20 protein-coding genes are annotated in these 15955 nt (G+C 70.8%); 13 read left to right on the top strand and 7 right to left on the bottom strand.

Going from position 1 to position 15955, the window contains the following annotated elements; genetic code table 11:
• Positions 1 to 20 precede the first annotated feature (20 nt).
• The 3 genes from QI633_RS13900 to QI633_RS13890 form a co-directional block, all read right to left on the bottom strand.
• Positions 21 to 1712, bottom strand: a complete 1692-nt coding sequence (locus QI633_RS13900; RefSeq protein WP_282426122.1) for an NAD(P)/FAD-dependent oxidoreductase — start codon at positions 1710 to 1712, stop codon at positions 21 to 23.
• Positions 1709 to 2527 (bottom strand): carbon-nitrogen hydrolase family protein, encoded by an 819-nt coding sequence (locus QI633_RS13895; protein WP_282426121.1) that lies wholly within the window; start codon positions 2525 to 2527, stop codon positions 1709 to 1711. Before QI633_RS13895 ends, QI633_RS13900 begins: the two co-directional genes overlap by 4 nt.
• Before the next feature lie 117 nt (positions 2528 to 2644).
• Positions 2645 to 3109 carry an Lrp/AsnC family transcriptional regulator gene (locus tag QI633_RS13890; protein ID WP_282426120.1) on the bottom strand — a complete coding sequence of 155 codons (465 nt, stop codon included), beginning with the start codon at positions 3107 to 3109 and terminating at the stop codon, positions 2645 to 2647.
• A 34-nt stretch (positions 3110 to 3143) separates the two neighbouring features.
• Here QI633_RS13890 and QI633_RS13885 point away from each other — a divergent pair, with 34 nt between their 5' ends.
• From QI633_RS13885 to QI633_RS13840, 10 genes are all read left to right on the top strand, one after another.
• Positions 3144 to 3509 (top strand): hypothetical protein, encoded by a 366-nt coding sequence (locus QI633_RS13885; RefSeq protein ID WP_282426119.1) that lies wholly within the window; start codon positions 3144 to 3146, stop codon positions 3507 to 3509.
• On the top strand, positions 3502 to 3921 hold the full coding sequence (locus QI633_RS13880) for a hypothetical protein (RefSeq protein WP_141798652.1): 420 nt from the start codon (positions 3502 to 3504) through the stop codon (positions 3919 to 3921). The genes QI633_RS13885 and QI633_RS13880 overlap by 8 nt, the downstream gene beginning before the upstream one ends.
• A gap of 179 nt (positions 3922 to 4100) precedes the next feature.
• Positions 4101 to 4760, top strand: a complete 660-nt coding sequence (locus QI633_RS13875; protein WP_141798653.1) for a metalloregulator ArsR/SmtB family transcription factor — start codon at positions 4101 to 4103, stop codon at positions 4758 to 4760.
• The gene (gene sufB, locus QI633_RS13870) at positions 4757 to 6175 is read left to right on the top strand and encodes a Fe-S cluster assembly protein SufB (RefSeq protein ID WP_141798654.1); all 1419 of its coding nucleotides are present in this window, start codon (positions 4757 to 4759) and stop codon (positions 6173 to 6175) included. The genes QI633_RS13875 and sufB overlap by 4 nt, the downstream gene beginning before the upstream one ends.
• Entirely contained in the window at positions 6175 to 7344 is a 1170-nt protein-coding gene (gene sufD, locus QI633_RS13865) for a Fe-S cluster assembly protein SufD (RefSeq protein ID WP_141798655.1), read from the top strand. Before sufB ends, sufD begins: the two co-directional genes overlap by 1 nt.
• Positions 7341 to 7676: a non-heme iron oxygenase ferredoxin subunit gene (locus QI633_RS13860; RefSeq protein ID WP_141798656.1), complete on the top strand. Its 336-nt coding sequence runs from the start codon at positions 7341 to 7343 to the stop codon at positions 7674 to 7676. The genes sufD and QI633_RS13860 overlap by 4 nt, the downstream gene beginning before the upstream one ends.
• Entirely contained in the window at positions 7673 to 8440 is a 768-nt protein-coding gene (gene sufC, locus QI633_RS13855; RefSeq protein ID WP_282426118.1) for a Fe-S cluster assembly ATPase SufC, read from the top strand. The genes QI633_RS13860 and sufC overlap by 4 nt, the downstream gene beginning before the upstream one ends.
• 2 nt (positions 8441 to 8442) lie before the next feature.
• The gene (locus tag QI633_RS13850; RefSeq protein WP_282426117.1) at positions 8443 to 9714 is read left to right on the top strand and encodes a cysteine desulfurase; all 1272 of its coding nucleotides are present in this window, start codon (positions 8443 to 8445) and stop codon (positions 9712 to 9714) included.
• A gap of 2 nt (positions 9715 to 9716) precedes the next feature.
• The gene (gene sufU / locus QI633_RS13845; protein WP_141798659.1) at positions 9717 to 10184 is read left to right on the top strand and encodes a Fe-S cluster assembly sulfur transfer protein SufU; all 468 of its coding nucleotides are present in this window, start codon (positions 9717 to 9719) and stop codon (positions 10182 to 10184) included.
• Positions 10181 to 10561, top strand: a complete 381-nt coding sequence (locus tag QI633_RS13840) for a metal-sulfur cluster assembly factor (protein WP_282426116.1) — start codon at positions 10181 to 10183, stop codon at positions 10559 to 10561. The genes sufU and QI633_RS13840 overlap by 4 nt, the downstream gene beginning before the upstream one ends.
• A gap of 4 nt (positions 10562 to 10565) precedes the next feature.
• Here QI633_RS13840 and QI633_RS13835 read toward each other — a convergent pair whose 3' ends face one another.
• Together QI633_RS13835 and QI633_RS13830 are read right to left on the bottom strand one after the other, a co-directional pair.
• Positions 10566 to 11069, bottom strand: a complete 504-nt coding sequence (locus tag QI633_RS13835) for a hypothetical protein (protein ID WP_282426115.1) — start codon at positions 11067 to 11069, stop codon at positions 10566 to 10568.
• 51 nt (positions 11070 to 11120) lie between these two features.
• A complete protein-coding gene (locus QI633_RS13830; RefSeq protein ID WP_222117818.1) occupies positions 11121 to 11633 on the bottom strand; it encodes an SRPBCC family protein in 513 nt (170 codons plus the stop codon).
• A gap of 61 nt (positions 11634 to 11694) precedes the next feature.
• Here QI633_RS13830 and QI633_RS13825 point away from each other — a divergent pair, with 61 nt between their 5' ends.
• Positions 11695 to 12333, top strand: coding sequence for an acVLRF1 family peptidyl-tRNA hydrolase (locus QI633_RS13825; protein ID WP_282426114.1), 639 nt, complete (start codon positions 11695 to 11697; stop codon positions 12331 to 12333).
• On the opposite strand, the gene QI633_RS13820 is transcribed toward QI633_RS13825, so the two are convergent.
• Both QI633_RS13820 and QI633_RS13815 read right to left on the bottom strand, forming a co-directional pair.
• On the bottom strand, positions 12317 to 12772 hold the full coding sequence (locus tag QI633_RS13820) for a GNAT family N-acetyltransferase (protein ID WP_282426113.1): 456 nt from the start codon (positions 12770 to 12772) through the stop codon (positions 12317 to 12319). The two genes, QI633_RS13825 and QI633_RS13820, sit on opposite strands and share 17 nt — an antisense overlap.
• 196 nt (positions 12773 to 12968) lie before the next feature.
• A complete protein-coding gene (locus QI633_RS13815) occupies positions 12969 to 13442 on the bottom strand; it encodes a MarR family transcriptional regulator (RefSeq protein ID WP_282426112.1) in 474 nt (157 codons plus the stop codon).
• 54 nt (positions 13443 to 13496) lie between these two features.
• Here QI633_RS13815 and QI633_RS13810 point away from each other — a divergent pair, with 54 nt between their 5' ends.
• Positions 13497 to 14402 carry an ABC transporter ATP-binding protein gene (locus QI633_RS13810; protein WP_282426111.1) on the top strand — a complete coding sequence of 302 codons (906 nt, stop codon included), beginning with the start codon at positions 13497 to 13499 and terminating at the stop codon, positions 14400 to 14402.
• Entirely contained in the window at positions 14399 to 15949 is a 1551-nt protein-coding gene (locus QI633_RS13805; protein WP_282426110.1) for an ABC transporter permease, read from the top strand. The genes QI633_RS13810 and QI633_RS13805 overlap by 4 nt, the downstream gene beginning before the upstream one ends.
• The last annotated feature ends 6 nt before the right edge of the window (positions 15950 to 15955 follow it).

Genomic DNA, 15955 nt, shown 5'->3' with positions numbered 1-15955 from the left:
GACAGTCTAGGAACGCCCGGTCAGAGCCCGTCCGGCAGGGCCACGGGTGCGAGGTCGGCGAACCTGTCACCCGGACCGGGGTTGCCCGGGGCGCTGCCTCCGCCGAAGTGACGCACGACACCCCACACCGCGTTGAGGGCGGTGGTGACCGCGCCCTCGGCCCAGCCGGCGGTCCAGGAGATGTCGTCGCCGGCGAGGAAGATGCCGCGCCGGTGGGCGGGCAGGTCGTCCTGCACGAAGTGCGAGAACAGCCGCCGTTGGTAGCGGTAGTGGCCGGGCAGGTTGGCCTTGAACGCGCCCATGAAGTTGGGGTCGGACTCCCACGACACGGTGATCGGGTCGCCGACGATGTGCGAGGCGATGTCGACGTCGGGATAGATCTTGCGCAGCGAGTGCAGCTGGAGCCGCACCCGCTCCTCGACCGGCAGCGCCAGCCACTTCAGCGCGTCGTCGTTCCACGTGTAGGACAGGCAGATCGAGGCGGCGCCGTCGTCCTCGAGGAGGTACGTCGCCCGGTTCAGCCGGTCGGTGAGCGTCATGCTCATCACGTCGCGCCCGGTGGCCGGGTCGACGTCCTTCCAGAACGGCCGGTCCACGCGCACGAACGTCTTCGACGACTGCATGTAGTGGGTGCGCTCCATCGCCATCCACAGGTCGGGGGAGAAGAGCGACTCGTCGACGTCGATCCGCGCGGACAGCAGCCAGACCTGGCAGGTGACCACCACGGCGTCGTAGGAGCGGGTGCTGCCCCAGCGGTCGGTGACCTCGAACCGCCCGTCGTCGGACCCGTCACGGGCGATCCGGGCCACCCCGGGCAGCGGGGAGCCGCCGTGCAGGCTCTCCAGCGAGGTACCGGCCGGCCAGTGCGCGCACTCCGGCGTGTCCTGCCACAGCCCGACGGGCAGCTGCTGGGCGCCGCCGTGGATCATCTGGTGGTCCTCGTCGGCGTTGGTGAAGATCACCCGGAGGATCTCGAGCATCGAGTTCGGGAAGTCGGTGTCCCAGCCGCCGGTGCCGAAGCCGACCTGGCCGAACACCTCGCGGTGCCGGAAGCTGCGCGAGCCGAACGCCTTGGAGTTGGCGAGGAAGCCGGAGAAGGTCTCCTCGTCGAGGCTGAGGACCAGCTCGTTCCACAGCTCCTTGAGCCGGGGCACGTCGCGCCCGGCGATCGCGCGCTGGGCGTCGGCGAAGCCGATCTCGCCGAGGGCTTCGTGCCACGCGTCGGCGACGTCCTTGAGGAAGGCCGGCAGGTCGTCGTACCCGCGGGCGTAGAAGGACTCGCCGCCCAGCTCGACGACCGTGCTCGGGGTCGCCTCGGACAGCGGGTTCGGGAACGGCGAGGTGCGCAGACCGAGGTGGTCGATGTAGTGGAACAGGGCCCGCGAGGAGAGTGGGAAGCGCATCCCGCCGAGCTCGGCGACGGGTCCGTGCGGACCGCCGAACGGCTGCGAGCGCAGCCGCCCACCGATCCGGTCGGCCTCGTAGACGACCGGCCTGAGGCCCAGGCGCATCAGCTCGTAGGCGGTGACCATGCCCGAGAGGCCGCCACCGATGATCGCGACCTCGCGGCCGTGGTTCTCGGCGGGGACCGAGCCGAGGCCGTCGGGGTGGGCCAGGTGCTCGTCGTACCCGAACGGGAAGTCGGGGCCGAGCATCGTCACCGGCGCCGGGACGGTGTGGGCCGGGTCGGGCGTGGTCTGTCCGGTCGTCATCGGGTCAGGCCTCCGTAGACCTCGGGCCGGCGGTCGGCCAGGTGGGTGTTGGCGCGGCGCGCGTCGTCGAGCGCGGCGGAGGTGAGGGTGCCGACCACGAGGCCGGCCCGGTCGTCCGCGCGGGCGAGGTCGACGCCGTCGGGGCCGACGACGCAGCTCAGCCCGGTGTAGGTCAGGTCGTTCTCGGAGCCGGCCCGGTTCGCGTAGGCCACGGCCATCTGGTTCTCGAAGGCACGGGCCGGGACGATCAGCGTGCTGACCGCGTCGTACGGCGCCATCAGGGCGGTCGGGCAGGCCAGGAGGTCGGCACCGGCGAGGGCCACCATCCGCACCTGCTCGGGGAACTCGACGTCGTAGCAGACCAGGAGCCCGACCCGGTACCCGTCGACCTCGCCGACCGCAGGCGTCCCGTCGCCGGGGACGTAGGCGCCGGCCTCGTCGGGACCGTAGAGGTGCGCCTTGCGGTGCCGGGCCAGCACGGTGCCGTCGCGGTCGACGAGCTCGGCGGCGATGTGGACCTGCTCGCCGTCGCGCTCGGGCCAGCTCCATGCGATCGCCAAGCCGTGCTTGCGGGCGATCTCCGCGACGGCGGCCGCCATCGGGCCGCCGGCGGGCTCGGCCAGCTCGGCGGCCTGCGGGGCGATGTCGTAGCCGGTGAGGGTCAGCTCGGGGCACACGAGCAGGCGGGCGCCCGCGAAGGCGGCCTCGGCGGCAGTGGCGTCGAGGGCAGCGAGGGCGGCGGGTACGTCGAGCAGCGGCCCGTCGGGCTGCCAGGCGGCGACGACCAGCGCGTCGGCACGGGGGGTGTCGGTCACCCGACAAGACTAGGAACGCGGTGGCACAAGATCGAGGCGTGCGCGTTGCTCGCTTGCGACGATCTGTTGCGCTGGTCTGGCTGTGTGCGGAGATCTGTTGTGCAACCGGGCGGGGATTCAGTCGGGAAGGCTGCCCTGCTCGCGTCGTACCAGCGGCGAGAGCACCAGCTCGCTCCTGGTGCGGGCCACGAACGGCTCGCCGGCGATCCGCTCCACCACCTGCTCGAAGTGCCGGATGTCGGAGGCGTGGATGTGCAGGATCGCGTCCGCCTCCCCGGTGACCGTCGACGCGGAGACCACCTCGGGCACGTGGTCCACCGCGGCCAGGATCTCCGCCGGCGTCGTCGAGCCCTGGCAGTAGATCGACACGTAGCCCTCGGTCGACCAGCCGACCACCGCCGGGTCGACCCGCACGGTGAAGCCGGTGATCGCGCCGGACGCCACCAGGCGGTCCACCCGCCGCTTGACGGCAGGCGCGGACAGCCCGACCCGGTGCCCGATCTGCGCGAACGTGGCGCGGCCGTCCTCCAAGAGGGCGCCGACGATCAGGCGGTCGAGCTGGTCGAGCTGCATGCGGGTCATTGTTGCGGAACCTCACCGGTCTACGCTGACCGCCGTGAATCCCTGGCTGTACGGCGTCGCGCTGGTCCTCGCGGGCGCCCTCGCCGTCCTCCTCGTGGTCGACCTGGTCCGCGACCGGGCCGCGCAGGACTCCCACTTCGTCGGTCTGGCCGTGGTCGAGGTCGTGATGCTCGTCCAGCTGGTCGGGGGAGTGGTCGCCCTGGCCCGCACCGAGCGCGACATCGAGGGCGCGGTGTTCGTCAGCTACCTGGTCACCAACCTGCTGGTCCCGGTCGTCGCCGCCTTCTTCGCACTCGCGGAGCGCTCCCGGGTCGGTACGACGATCCTGCTGCTCGGCGTGGCGACCGTCGCGGGTCTCGAGGCCCGGCTGTGGGACGTGTGGAGTGGTCCGGGTGCCTGACCGATCCGCACAGCCGTCACATCCCCTCTCCCAGGGCTGGGGCCGCGCCCTCGTCTTCGTCTACGGCCTGTTCGCCGTCGCCGCCACCGGCCGCTCGGCGGTCCAGCTCGGCATGGAGCCCGACAAGGCACCGCTGGCGTACTCCCTCTCGCTCGTGGCCGCGGTCCTCTACCTGGTCGCGACCACCTGCCTGCTCCTCGGCGGCAGCACCGGCTGGCGGGTGGCCGGGATCGCGGTGACCATCGAGCTGCTCGGCGTGCTCTCTGTCGGCACGCTCAGCTACCTCGCCACGGACCTGTTCCCCGACAAGACCGTCTGGTCGCACTTCGGCCAGGGCTACGGCTTCCTGCCGCTCGTGCTGCCCTTCGCCGGGCTGGCCTGGTTGCGTCACACGAGTCCCGCGCGCAGTTAGTGGCCGGTCGGAGTGCTGCGGTTTGGTCCCAAACCGCAACATTCGGGGCCGAAAACCTGCGGTTTGGGACCAAACCGCAACAATTCCGGCCCCGACCCAGCGGGTGAGAGACGCCTGAGTAAGCCTTACCTTCCTTGAACCGCCGGAATCAATAACGGCACACTGCTGTTGTGGAATTCATGACCGAGACCGACCAGCCGACGCGGCAGCGCGTCGCGCGGGCGATCCTGGTCAACGGTCCGTCCACCGCGGCGGCGCTCGCCGAGCGCCTCGAGCTGACGCCCGCGGCCGTGCGGCGCCACCTCGACCAGCTGCTCGCCGAGGGCGCGGTCGACGCCCGCGACCCCCGTCCGGTGGGCTCGCGCGGCCGGGGCCGCCCGGCCAAGGTGTTCGCGCTCACCGAGCGTGGCCGCGACGCCTTCGACCAGCAGTACGACGACCTGGCCACCGAGGCGCTCCGCTTCCTGGCCGAGACCGGCGGCGACGACGCCGTCCGGGCCTTCGCCGAGCGGCGGGCGTCGTTCATCGAGGAGAAGTTCCCGGTCGTCGCCGCCGCCAACCCGGGTGCGTCGCCCGCGCAGGTGCTGGCGCTGGTGTTCTCCGACGAGGGGTACGCCGCCGCCGTGCGCGAGCTGCCGGTCGTGGGGGAGCAACTGTGCCAGCAGCACTGCCCGGTCTCCCACGTCGCCCACGAGTTCCCCCAGCTGTGCGAGGCCGAGACCGAGGCCATCGGCCGGGTCCTCGGCACCCACGTCCAGCGCCTGGCCACCATCGCCCACGGCGACGGGGTGTGCACCACGTGCATCCCCTCAACACAGAAGGAGCAGGTCACGCCATGACCTCGATCGAAGAGCTGAACCCCGAGCTCAAGGGGATCGGTCGCTACGACTTCGGCTGGTCCGACAAGAACGACGTCGGTGCCAACGCGAAGCGCGGCCTCAACGAGGACGTCGTACGGGACATCTCCTCGAAGAAGAGCGAGCCGGGCTGGATGCTCGACCTGCGCCTGAAGGGCCTCAAGCTCTTCGACCGCAAGCCGATGCCGACCTGGGGCTCCGACCTCAGCGCGATCGACTTCGACAACATCAAGTACTTCGTGCGGTCCACCGAGAAGCAGGCCCAGAGCTGGGAGGACCTGCCCGAGGACATCAAGAACACCTACGACAAGCTCGGCATCCCGGAGGCGGAGAAGCAGCGCCTGGTCGCCGGCGTCGCCGCGCAGTACGAGTCGGAGGTCGTCTACCACCAGATCCGTGAGGACCTGGAGGAGCAGGGCGTCCTCTTCCTCGACACCGACACCGCGCTGAAGGAGCACGAGGAGCTCTTCAAGGAGTACTTCGGCACCGTCATCCCCGTCGGTGACAACAAGTTCTCCGCGCTCAACACCTCGGTGTGGTCGGGTGGCTCCTTCATCTACGTCCCCAAGGGTGTCCACGTCGACATCCCGCTGCAGGCCTACTTCCGGATCAACACCGAGAACATGGGCCAGTTCGAGCGGACGCTGATCATCGTCGACGAGGACGCCTACGTGCACTACGTCGAGGGCTGCACCGCGCCGATCTACTCGTCGGACTCGCTGCACTCCGCGGTCGTCGAGATCATCGTCAAGAAGGGCGGCCGCTGCCGCTACACGACGATCCAGAACTGGTCGAACAACGTCTACAACCTCGTCACCAAGCGCGCGGTCTGCGAGGCGGGCGCGACGATGGAGTGGGTCGACGGCAACATCGGCTCCAAGGTCACCATGAAGTACCCCGCCGTCTACCTGATGGGCGAGCACGCCAAGGGCGAGACGCTGTCGATCGCGTTCGCCGGCGAGGGCCAGCACCAGGACGCCGGCGCGAAGATGGTCCACGCCGCGCCCCACACGTCCTCCTCGATCCTCAGCAAGTCGGTCGCCCGCGGTGGCGGTCGTACGTCCTACCGCGGCCTGATCCAGGTCAACGAGGGCGCCTACGGGTCGAAGTCCAACGTGCTGTGCGACGCGCTGCTGGTCGACCAGATCAGCCGCTCCGACACCTACCCGTACGTCGACATCCGCGAGGACGACGTGTCGATGGGCCACGAGGCGTCCGTCTCGAAGGTCTCCGACGACCAGCTGTTCTACCTCATGTCGCGTGGCATGGAGCAGGACGAGGCGATGGCGATGATCGTGCGCGGCTTCGTCGAGCCGATCGCCAAGGAGCTCCCCATGGAGTACGCCCTCGAGCTGAACCGACTGATCGAGCTGCAGATGGAAGGTGCCGTCGGCTGATGACTGCCGAAGTTCTCGAAGGTGCTCTCGAGAAGGTCGAGAGCCACCTCCACCCCGAAGGATCCTTCGACGTCGACGCCCACGAGGTGCCGACCGGTCGTGAGGAGATCTGGCGGTTCACGCCGCTCAAGCGGCTGCGCGGGGTCCACACGGACGCCGCGCTGGACGGCTCGTCGTTCAAGGTCGAGGCCGACCTCGCCGACGGCGTGACCGCCCGCACCGTCGCCGCTGCAGACTCGCGGCGCGGCTCGTCCGGCTTCGTCCCGCTCGACCGGATCTCCGCCCGCGTCTGGGAGGCCGCGAGCTCGGTCTACGAGGTCGAGATCCCCGAGGAGGCCGTCGTCGAGGGCGCCTCGACGATCCGGCTCACCGGAACGGGCACCGACCACGCCACGGCCGCGCACCTGCTGGTGCGCGCCGGACGGTTCAGCAAGGCCACCGTGGTGGTCGTCTACTCCGGGTCCGCGACCTGGGCTGAGAACATCGAGGTCGTCGTCGAGGACGGCGCCGACCTGACGTTCGTCACGGTGCAGGACTGGGAGGACGACGCGGTCCACGTCGTCAGCCAGCGTGCCCGGATCGGTCGCGACGCCGCTCTCAAGCACGTCGCCGTCACCTTCGGTGGCGACGTGGTGCGCAGCGACAGCACCGCCGACTACGCCGGACCGGGTGGCTCCTACGAGGGCCTCGGCCTCTACTTCGCCGACGCCGGCCAGCACATCGAGCACCGCCTGTTCGTCGACCACACCGCGCCGCGGACCAAGTCCAACGTGGTCTACAAGGGCGCGCTGCAGGGCGAGAAGGCGCACACCGTGTGGATCGGCAACGTGCTGATCCGCAAGGTCGCCGAGGGCATCGAGACTTACGAGGAGAACCGCAACCTGGTCCTCTCCGACGGCTGCCAGGCCGACTCGGTCCCCAACCTGGAGATCGAGACCGGCGAGATCGAGGGTGCGGGGCACGCCTCCGCGACAGCCCGCTTCGACGACGAGCAGCTGTTCTACCTGCGCTCGCGCGGCATCTCCGAGAAGGAGGCGCAGCGCCTGGTGGTGCACGGGTTCTTCAACGACCTGATCCGCAAGATCGACGTCCCGGAGATCGAGGAGAAGCTCCTCACCACCGTCGAGGCCGAGCTCGCCAAGAACGTGCTGCGCGAGGTCGGGCAGTGAGCTTCGAACGCGCCTGCTCGCTGGCCGACGTACCGGCCGACGAGGCCCTCGCGGTCACCGTCGACCGCTACGACGTCGCCATCGCCCGCGACGGCGACGAGGTCTTCGCCCTGCAGGACCTGTGCTCGCACGCGGCCGTCCAGCTGAGCGAGGGCGAGGTCGCCGACTGCACCATCGAGTGCTGGCTGCACGGGTCGACCTTCGACCTGCGCACCGGCAAGCCCACCAGCCTCCCGGCGACCGAACCGGTCGCCACCTTCCCTGTCGAAGTGCGTGACGGCGACATCTACGTCGACGTCACCACGACCCTGAACGGAGTCACCCCCGCATGAGCACCCTCGAGATCAAGAACCTGCAGGTGTCCGTGGACACCGAGGACGGCGCCAAGGAGATCCTCAAGGGCGTCACGCTGACCGTCAAGGACGGCGAGACCCACGCGATCATGGGCCCCAACGGCTCGGGCAAGTCGACCACGGCGTACTCCATCGCGGGCCACCCGAAGTACACGATCACCGGCGGTGAGGTGCTCCTCGACGGCGAGAACGTGCTCGAGATGACCGTCGACGAGCGCGCCCGCGCCGGCCTGTTCCTGGCGATGCAGTACCCCGTCGAGGTCCCCGGCGTCTCCATGTCGAACTTCCTGCGCACCGCCAAGACCGCCGTCGACGGCGAGGCGCCCAAGCTGCGCACCTGGGTCAAGGACGTCAACGGCGCCCTCGACCGGATGAAGCTCGACACCGCGTTCTCCAGCCGCTCGGTCAACGAGGGCTTCTCCGGTGGTGAGAAGAAGCGCGCCGAGATCGCCCAGCTCGACCTGCTCGACCCGAAGTTCGCGATCCTCGACGAGATCGACTCCGGCCTCGACATCGACGCGCTCAAGGTCGTCTCCGACGGCATCAACGACTACGCCGGCCGCGAGGGCAAGGGCCTGCTGCTGATCACGCACTACACGCGGATCCTGCGGTACGTGAAGCCGGACGTCGTGCACGTCTTCGTCGACGGCCGGATCGCCGAGTCGGGCGGACCGGAGCTGGCCGACGAGCTCGAGGCCAACGGCTACGAGAAGTACGTCGGCATCCAGGCAGCCGGGGTCTGACCATGACCCTGGAGGGGCTCCTCCCGGAGCTGGCGGTCATCCGCAAGGACTTCCCGATCCTCGAGCGCACGCTCGCGGGCGGGCTGCCGCTGGTCTACCTCGACAGCGCCAACACCTCGCAGAAGCCGCAGGTGGTCATCGACACGATGGTCGACCACCTCGAGCGCCACAACGCCAACATCGCCCGCGCCATGCACCAGCTCGGCGCGGAGTCGACCGAGGCCTTCGAGGCCGCGCGCGACAAGGTGGCGGCGTTCATCGGTGCGCCCGACCGCGACGAGGTGATCTTCACCAAGAACGCCTCCGAGGCGCTCAACCTGGCCGCCAACACGCTGGCCTGGACGGGCCCGCGGCAGGTCGGTGCGGGCGACGAGGTGGTCATCACCGAGATGGAGCACCACTCCAACATCGTGCCGTGGCAGCTGCTCACCCAGCGCACCGGCGCGACGCTGCGCTGGTTCGGGCTCACCGACGACGGACAGCTCGACCTGTCGGGCATCGACGAGCTGATCAACGAGCACACCAAGGTCGTCTCGTTCACCTGGGTGTCCAACATGCTGGGCACGATCAACCCGGTCGCCGAGCTCACCCGCCGCGCGCACGCGGTCGGCGCCATCGTCGTCGTCGACGCGTCGCAGGCCGCGCCGCAGCTGCCGATCGACCTGGCCGCGATGCCGGTCGAGGAGCGCCCCGACCTGGTCGCCTTCACCGGCCACAAGGTCGTCGGACCGACCGGCATCGGCGTGCTCTGGGGCTCGCGTGCGGTGCTCGACGAGCTGCCGCCGTTCCTCGGTGGCGGCGAGATGATCGAGACCGTGCGGATGGAGGGCTCGACGTACGCCGGCATCCCGCACAAGTTCGAGGCCGGCACCCCGCCCATCGTCGAGGCGATCGGTCTCGGCGCCGCGGTCGACTACCTCGGCCACATCGGGCTCGACGCGATCCACGCCCACGAGCAGGCGATCACCGGCTACGCCCTCGAGGGCCTGCAGTCGGTCAAGGGCCTGACCGTGCTCGGCCCGCTCGACGCCGCCCAGCGCGGCGGTGCGATCTCCTTCGAGCTCGACGGCGTGCACCCGCACGACATCGCGCAGGTGCTCGACAGCCGCGGCGTCGCCGTACGCGCCGGCCACCACTGCGCCAAGCCGGCCCACGCCCGCTTCGGTGTGCAGGCCTCGACGCGGATGTCGTCGTACCTCTACACGGAGCCGCGCGAGATCGACGCCCTGGTCGAGGCGCTGGAATACACCCGCTCCTACTTCAAGTTGGACTGAGGATGACAGCGCAGGATCTGGACGCCCTGTACCAGGAGATCATCCTGGACCACTACAAGAACCCCCACGGCAAGGGGCTTCGTGAGCACGCCGACCACACGGCCGAGGTGCACCACGTCAACCCGACCTGTGGCGACGAGGTGACCCTGCGGGTCCACCTGGCCGACGGGGTCGTCGACGACGTGTCGTACGACGCCCTCGGCTGCTCGATCTCGCAGGCCTCGGCCTCGGTGCTCCACGACCTGGTCGTGGGCAAGAGCGTCGACGAGGCGATGGCGATCCACCAGGAGTTCCTGACCCTGATGCAGGGCAAGGGCGCGGTGGAGCCCGACGAGGACGTGCTCGAGGACGGGATCGCGTTCGCCGGTGTGGCGAAGTTCCCGGCCCGCGTGAAGTGTGCCCTGCTGTCGTGGATGGCGTGGAAGGACGCGACGGCCCAGGTCGTCGCAGGAGACGGAGACAACTCATGACCGAGTCCATCGACAACAGCGACCTGCCCGAGGTCCCCGAGGCCGGCGGCTCGACCAACGCCTCGACCAACGTGGCGCTGGCCGACATCGAGGAGGCGATGAAGGACGTCGTCGACCCCGAGCTCGGCATCAACGTCGTCGACCTCGGCCTGGTCTACGGCATGCACGTCGACGAGAACACCAACCTCGTCCTCGACATGACGCTCACCTCCGCGGCCTGCCCGCTGACCGACGTCATCACCGACCAGACCAACTCCGCGCTGGAGGGCCTGGTCAACGACGTCGCCATCAACTGGGTCTGGATGCCGCCGTGGGGTCCCGACAAGATCACCCCCGACGGCCGCGAGCAGCTGCGCGCACTGGGCTTCAACGTCTGATCGGTCAGGAGCAGCGGCCCGTGCCGTAGCGCCAGACGAACGCCGCGACGATCCGACCCTCGGGTCCGCGTCCGGTCAGCGTCACCCGGTAGGTCCCGTGGTACGCGGGGCGCCGGACCCGGTAGTCGTGCTCGCCGAGACGACGCACCCGCCGGGTCTCCCGGCACGCCGGGCTCGCCGGGCGGGTGCTCTCGTAGCGCGCACTCCAGCGCCACCCGGACCCGGCGAAGGTCAGCCGGAGGGCGCCGTCGTGCCGCAGCGTGGGCGCCGGGCGCCGGCTGTGGTTGCCGCAGGTGCTGGACCCGATCTCGCCCTGCTCGGTGACGACGTCCGGATAGGTCCAGCAGTACTCCTGCACCGCTGGGTCGACGGTGCGCACTGCCGTGCCGACCGTCAGGCCGGGCAGGCCGGGCAGGCCGTCGTCAGCCGACGCCGCCGCGGGTGCGCCGAGCAGCGCGGCCAGGACGGCCAGCGCGAGCACGAGCGTGCGACGGGGGAGCGGGAGCACGCTGCGACGCTATGTCGCGCGCGCGTTCGCCGCGGTCGATCGCGGATGAATTTACGAAACCGTCGCGAACCGGCGGTCGGTGTAGCGGCGCAGGTTCCGCAGGAACCACCGGAACGACAGGTTCGAGACCAGCCCGCTGACCGGCATGAAGTGCTTGCCGGGCCCGGTCACGTCGAGCGCCAGGGTCCAGGTGAGCCGGCAGCCCTGCGGGGTCGGCTCGACGTCGTACCGCTCGGCGAAGGCGCGGATCGACCTCTCCGAGGCCTCGTTGAACCGGAAGACCATCCGCCGGCCGGGCTCCCAGGCCAGGAACTCCTCGGCGCCCTCGAGGCCGCCGAGCATCGACACGACACGGGTGCTGCCGACCCCCGGCGGGAGCGGCGAGGTCCACTCGACGTGCCGGATCACCTTCGCCCAGTGCGGCCATGCGTCGGCGTCGGCGAAGACCTCGAACAGCTGCTGCGGGGTGATCGCGAGGTCGACGCTGTTGGCGTAGCGGTGCGGCGCGGTGTCGACGTACTCGATCCCGACCCGCTCGCAGGGGTGCATGGTGGGCTCCGACATGAAGAGAAGTAGAACACGTTCTTGTTGCTGCCGGCGACGGGATGCGCACTAGGGTCGCGCTGTGCCCGAGGTCCTCGTCCCGTCCGCCCGCTGGCCGCGGTGGCTGGAGAACTTCATGTCCTCGCACGGCGGCACGGCCCTGACCGTCGTCGACGGCGGCATGCGCGGCGTCGCGGAGGACGGGTCGACCTTCACCGCCCGGTTGCCCTTCTCCCGGGCGTACGACGGCCGGCCCGACGACCTCGCCGATTTCGCCGACCACACCGAGCAGCCGCCGGTCTGGGGTGTGCTGCTGGTCCGCAAGGGCGGTTTCGCCGTTGCACGCCTCGAGGCCGGCGAGGTCGTCGCCAGCAAGGTCGGCCAACGCCACGTCCAGGGCCGGACCAAGGCCGGCGGCCAGTCCCAGCAGCGGTTCGCCCGTCGGCGCGCCAACCAGGCCCGGGTCGCCTACGAGGCGGCCGCCGAGCATGCCGTGGCGGTGCTGGCCGGGGCGAGCGAGATCGTGGCCGGCGGCGACCGGGGCGCGGTGGACGAGGTGCTCCGTGACCCGCGGTTGCGGTCCGTCGCCGTGGTGGGGCCGTGGCTCGCCGTACCCGATCCGCGACGAGCGGTGCTCGAGCAGGCGCTGCGCGACGCGCAGTCGCTGGTGGTGGTCGTGGAGAACGCCGGCGGGGCGGCTCGCCTCACAGATCGAGGGTGAGGAAGACGCTGTTCGGGTCGAGGGCGTAGCCCTCGAACGGCCCGCACTCGGTGAACCCGCGGGTCAGGTAGAGCGCGCGGGCCGGGGCGAAGTAGTCCTCGGTGCCGGTCTCCAGGCTGATCCGGGCGTGTCCGCGCTCGCGGGCCTCGGCCAGCACGTGGTCGAGCAGCCGCCCGGCCACGCCGCGGCGGCGGGCCGCGGTCGCGGTACGCATCGACTTGAGCTCGGCGTGCCCGTCGCTGAGCTGCTTGAGGGCGACGCAGCCCAGGAGGACGTCGTCCTCGCGGGCGGTCCAGAACGTGATCGACGGCGCCGCCAGGGCGTCCGAGTCGAGGGCGTGCACGCTCTCGGCGGGCGAGGTCGCGTACATGTCGGCGAGGTGCTCCTCGAGCAGCCCGAGCACGTCGCTCCGGCGGGGGTCGTCGGTCGCGATCTGCATGCTCCGATCCTCCCGTACGCCGGGGCGTCGAACAGTCGTCGCCCCCCTCGTTGAGTTGCCCGCGCTAGGCGTTGAGTTGCCGCTTTCTCGCGGTTGAGTTGCCATCTCGGGACAACGACCCTCCGCGGGGTGGCAACTCAAGGGTGAGTTTGTGGCAACTCAACGGTGAGAAAGCGGCAACTCAACGAGCCAGGCGTCAGTCGAGGCCGAGCTCGGTACGTCGTAGGGCCCACCGCTGGTCGAGTTCGGACATCTCGGCGAGCACGAAGGCCAGGAACTCGCGTGAGAGGCGCAGCCGCCGCCGGGCGGGGTCGCCGTCGGCGAGGTCGGCGAGGCCGCGGTCGAGGGCGGCGATGAGCGGCGCGTAGAACTGGTCGAGCCGGCCGATCATCCCGTGCCAGGCGTCGTCGTCGACCACGAACACGTCGCGGCGGGACCCGCGCTCGCGCTCGCGGCGGATCATGCCGATGCCGTCGAGGTAGCGCACGGCGCCGGAGACGCCGGCCGGGCTGATGCCGAGGCCGGCCGCGAGCTCGGCGGCGGTCATCCGGCCGTCGTCGTCGACGAGGAGGGCCGCGAAGACCCGCGAGGGGAGCCGGGCCAGGCCGGCGCTGGTGAGCGCACCGCCCATCCGCTCCACGAAGGAGTCGCGGGAGGTCTCGGTCGCCATGCCCAGATCCTATACAACATTCAGAAATTGCTGAAACAGGTGCATGATGGAGTCATGACGAGTCCCCTCATCGAGGTGCACGGCCTCGTGAAGACGTTCGGCTCCTTCCGCGCACTCGACGGCCTCGACCTGGTCGTCGAGGCCGGCGAGGTGCACGGATTCCTCGGTCCCAACGGAGCCGGGAAGTCCACGACCATCCGGGTGCTCCTCGGCCTCCTACGCAAGGACGGCGGCGAGGTCACCATCCTCGGCGGCGATCCGTGGCGCGATGCCGCGGACCTGCACCGCCGGCTGGCCTACGTGCCCGGCGACGTGAGCCTGTGGCCCAACCTCAGCGGCGGCGAGATCGTCGACCTGCTCATCCGGATGCGCGGCGCCGACCCGGCGACATCGCGGCGCGAGGAGCTGATCGAGCGGTTCTCCCTCGACCCGACCAAGCGTGGTCGCGCCTACTCCAAGGGCAACCGGCAGAAGGTCGCGCTCGTGGCCGCCTTCGCCACCGACCCGGACCTGCTCATCCTCGACGAGCCGACCTCCGGCCTCGACCCGCTCATGGAGCAGGTGTTCAACGAGTGCGTCGCCGAGCAGACGGGCCGCGGTGCGACGGTGCTGCTGTCCAGCCACATCCTCAGCGAGGTCGACCGGCTCGCCGACCGGGTCACCATCATCCGCGAGGGCGAGGTCGTCGAGAGCGGGCGGATCAGCGACCTGCGCCACCTCAGCAGGTCGAGGATCGTCGCCTCGCTCAGCGGTACGGCGCCGGACCTGTCCGCCGTACCCGGCGTCCACGACCTCGCGGTCGCCGACGGTCAGGTCAGCTGCACCGTCGACCCCGTCGGCCTGCCCAGCGTGCTGTCTGCACTCACCGCCGCCGGTGTCACGGCGCTGACGAGCACCCCGCCCAGCCTCGAGGAGCTCTTCCTCGACGCCTACCGGGACCGCGTCGGAGCGGGCCGGTGACCGGCTGGCCGCTCCTGCTGCGCCTGGGCCTGCGCCAGGACCGGATCCTCGCGCCGGTGGCACTCGCCGTACTCGTGCTGATGAGCGTCGCGTCCGCGGCCGCGACCCCGGGCCTGTACGCCGACCAGGCCGACCGGGTCCGGGCCGCCGAGGCGATCAACGCCAGCCCCGCGATCGTCGCGCTCTACGGCCCGATCCTCGACGTCACCAGCGAGGGCGAGCTGGCCATGACCAAGATGACGGTGCTGTACGCCGTGTTCGTGGCCGTGCTGTTCATCGTGGTCGTGCGCCGGCACACCCGGGTCGAGGAGGAGACCGGCCGCACCGAGCTGATCGGCGGCACCGCGGTCGGCCGCCACGCCTCGCTGGTCGCCACGCTTCTCGAGGCCGTGCTCCTGGCCCTCGTGCTGGGTGTGCTCACCGCTCTCGGCAACACCGTGTCCGGGCTCGGCGCCGCCGGGTCGGTGGCCTTCGGCGCGCTCTGGGCCGGCACCGCCCTGGTGGCCTCCGGCATCGCCGCCGTGACCGCCCAGCTCTCCGCCAGTGCACGCACCTGCGCGGCGTACGCGGCCGGGGTGGTGGGGATCCTGTTCGTGCTGCGTGCCGCCGGCGACACCGGCCCGGAGTGGCTCAGCTGGCTCTCGCCGCTGGGCTGGAACACGCAGGTGCGCGCCTACGGCGAGGTCCGGTGGTGGCTGCTGCCCTGCTACCTCCTCGTCGCCGGCGTCCTGGCCGCGGCCGCCTTCGTGCTGCGCGCCCGCCGCGACCTCGGCTCCGGGCTGGTGCCGACCCGCCCCGGTCCGCGGACCGGCTCGCCCCGGCTGGCCGACGCGCTCACCCTGGCGCTCAAGGTGCACGCCACCACCCTCCTGCTCTGGTCGGTCGCGGCCGGCGTGCTCGGCGTCGTGTTCGGCATGATCGCCCCCGGCATCGGCGACCTGCTGGACTCCGAGGTCGCCCAGTCGATCATCGACGAGCTCGGCGGGGCGCTGGTCGCGGCGATCCTGTCCATCGTCGCCGTCGTGCTCACCTACTTCGCGGTGACCGTGGTGAGCCACGCCGGCCGCGACGAGGAGGACGGTCGCGCCGAGCTCGTGCTCGCGACCGCGACCAGTCGCAGCGGGTGGTTCGCCGCGTCCGCGGTGCTCGCGCTCGTCGGTACCGCGTGGCTGCTCGTCGTGACCGGCGTCGGCCTGTGGATCGGGTACGTCGCCGCGGACGGTCCCGGCATCGGCAGCCTGGTCCTCGCGGCCCTCGCGTGGGTGCCCGCGGCCTGGGTGGTCGGCGCGCTCGCCGTGCTCTCGCTGGCGCTTGGGCTGCGGTGGTCGGCCCTGGTCTGGGCCTGGCCGGCGGCCTTCCTGACCCTCAGCCTGCTCGGGGACCTGCTGGACCTGCCGGGGTGGCTGACCGGGCTCTCGCCGTACTCCCACGTGCCGTCGCTGCCCTCCGACGCATGGAGCTGGGGGAGTGCCGGTGGGCTCAGCGCGGTGACCGCCGCGTTGCTGGTCGTGGCGTGGTGGCGGTTCCGCGAGCGTGACATCGGCTAGTTTCAG

This window comes from Nocardioides sp. QY071 (assembly GCF_029961765.1).
Lineage (GTDB): Bacteria > Actinomycetota > Actinomycetes > Propionibacteriales > Nocardioidaceae > Nocardioides.
Note: the sequence above shows the minus strand (reverse complement) of the source record. Positions and strands in the feature narration are given on the sequence as shown.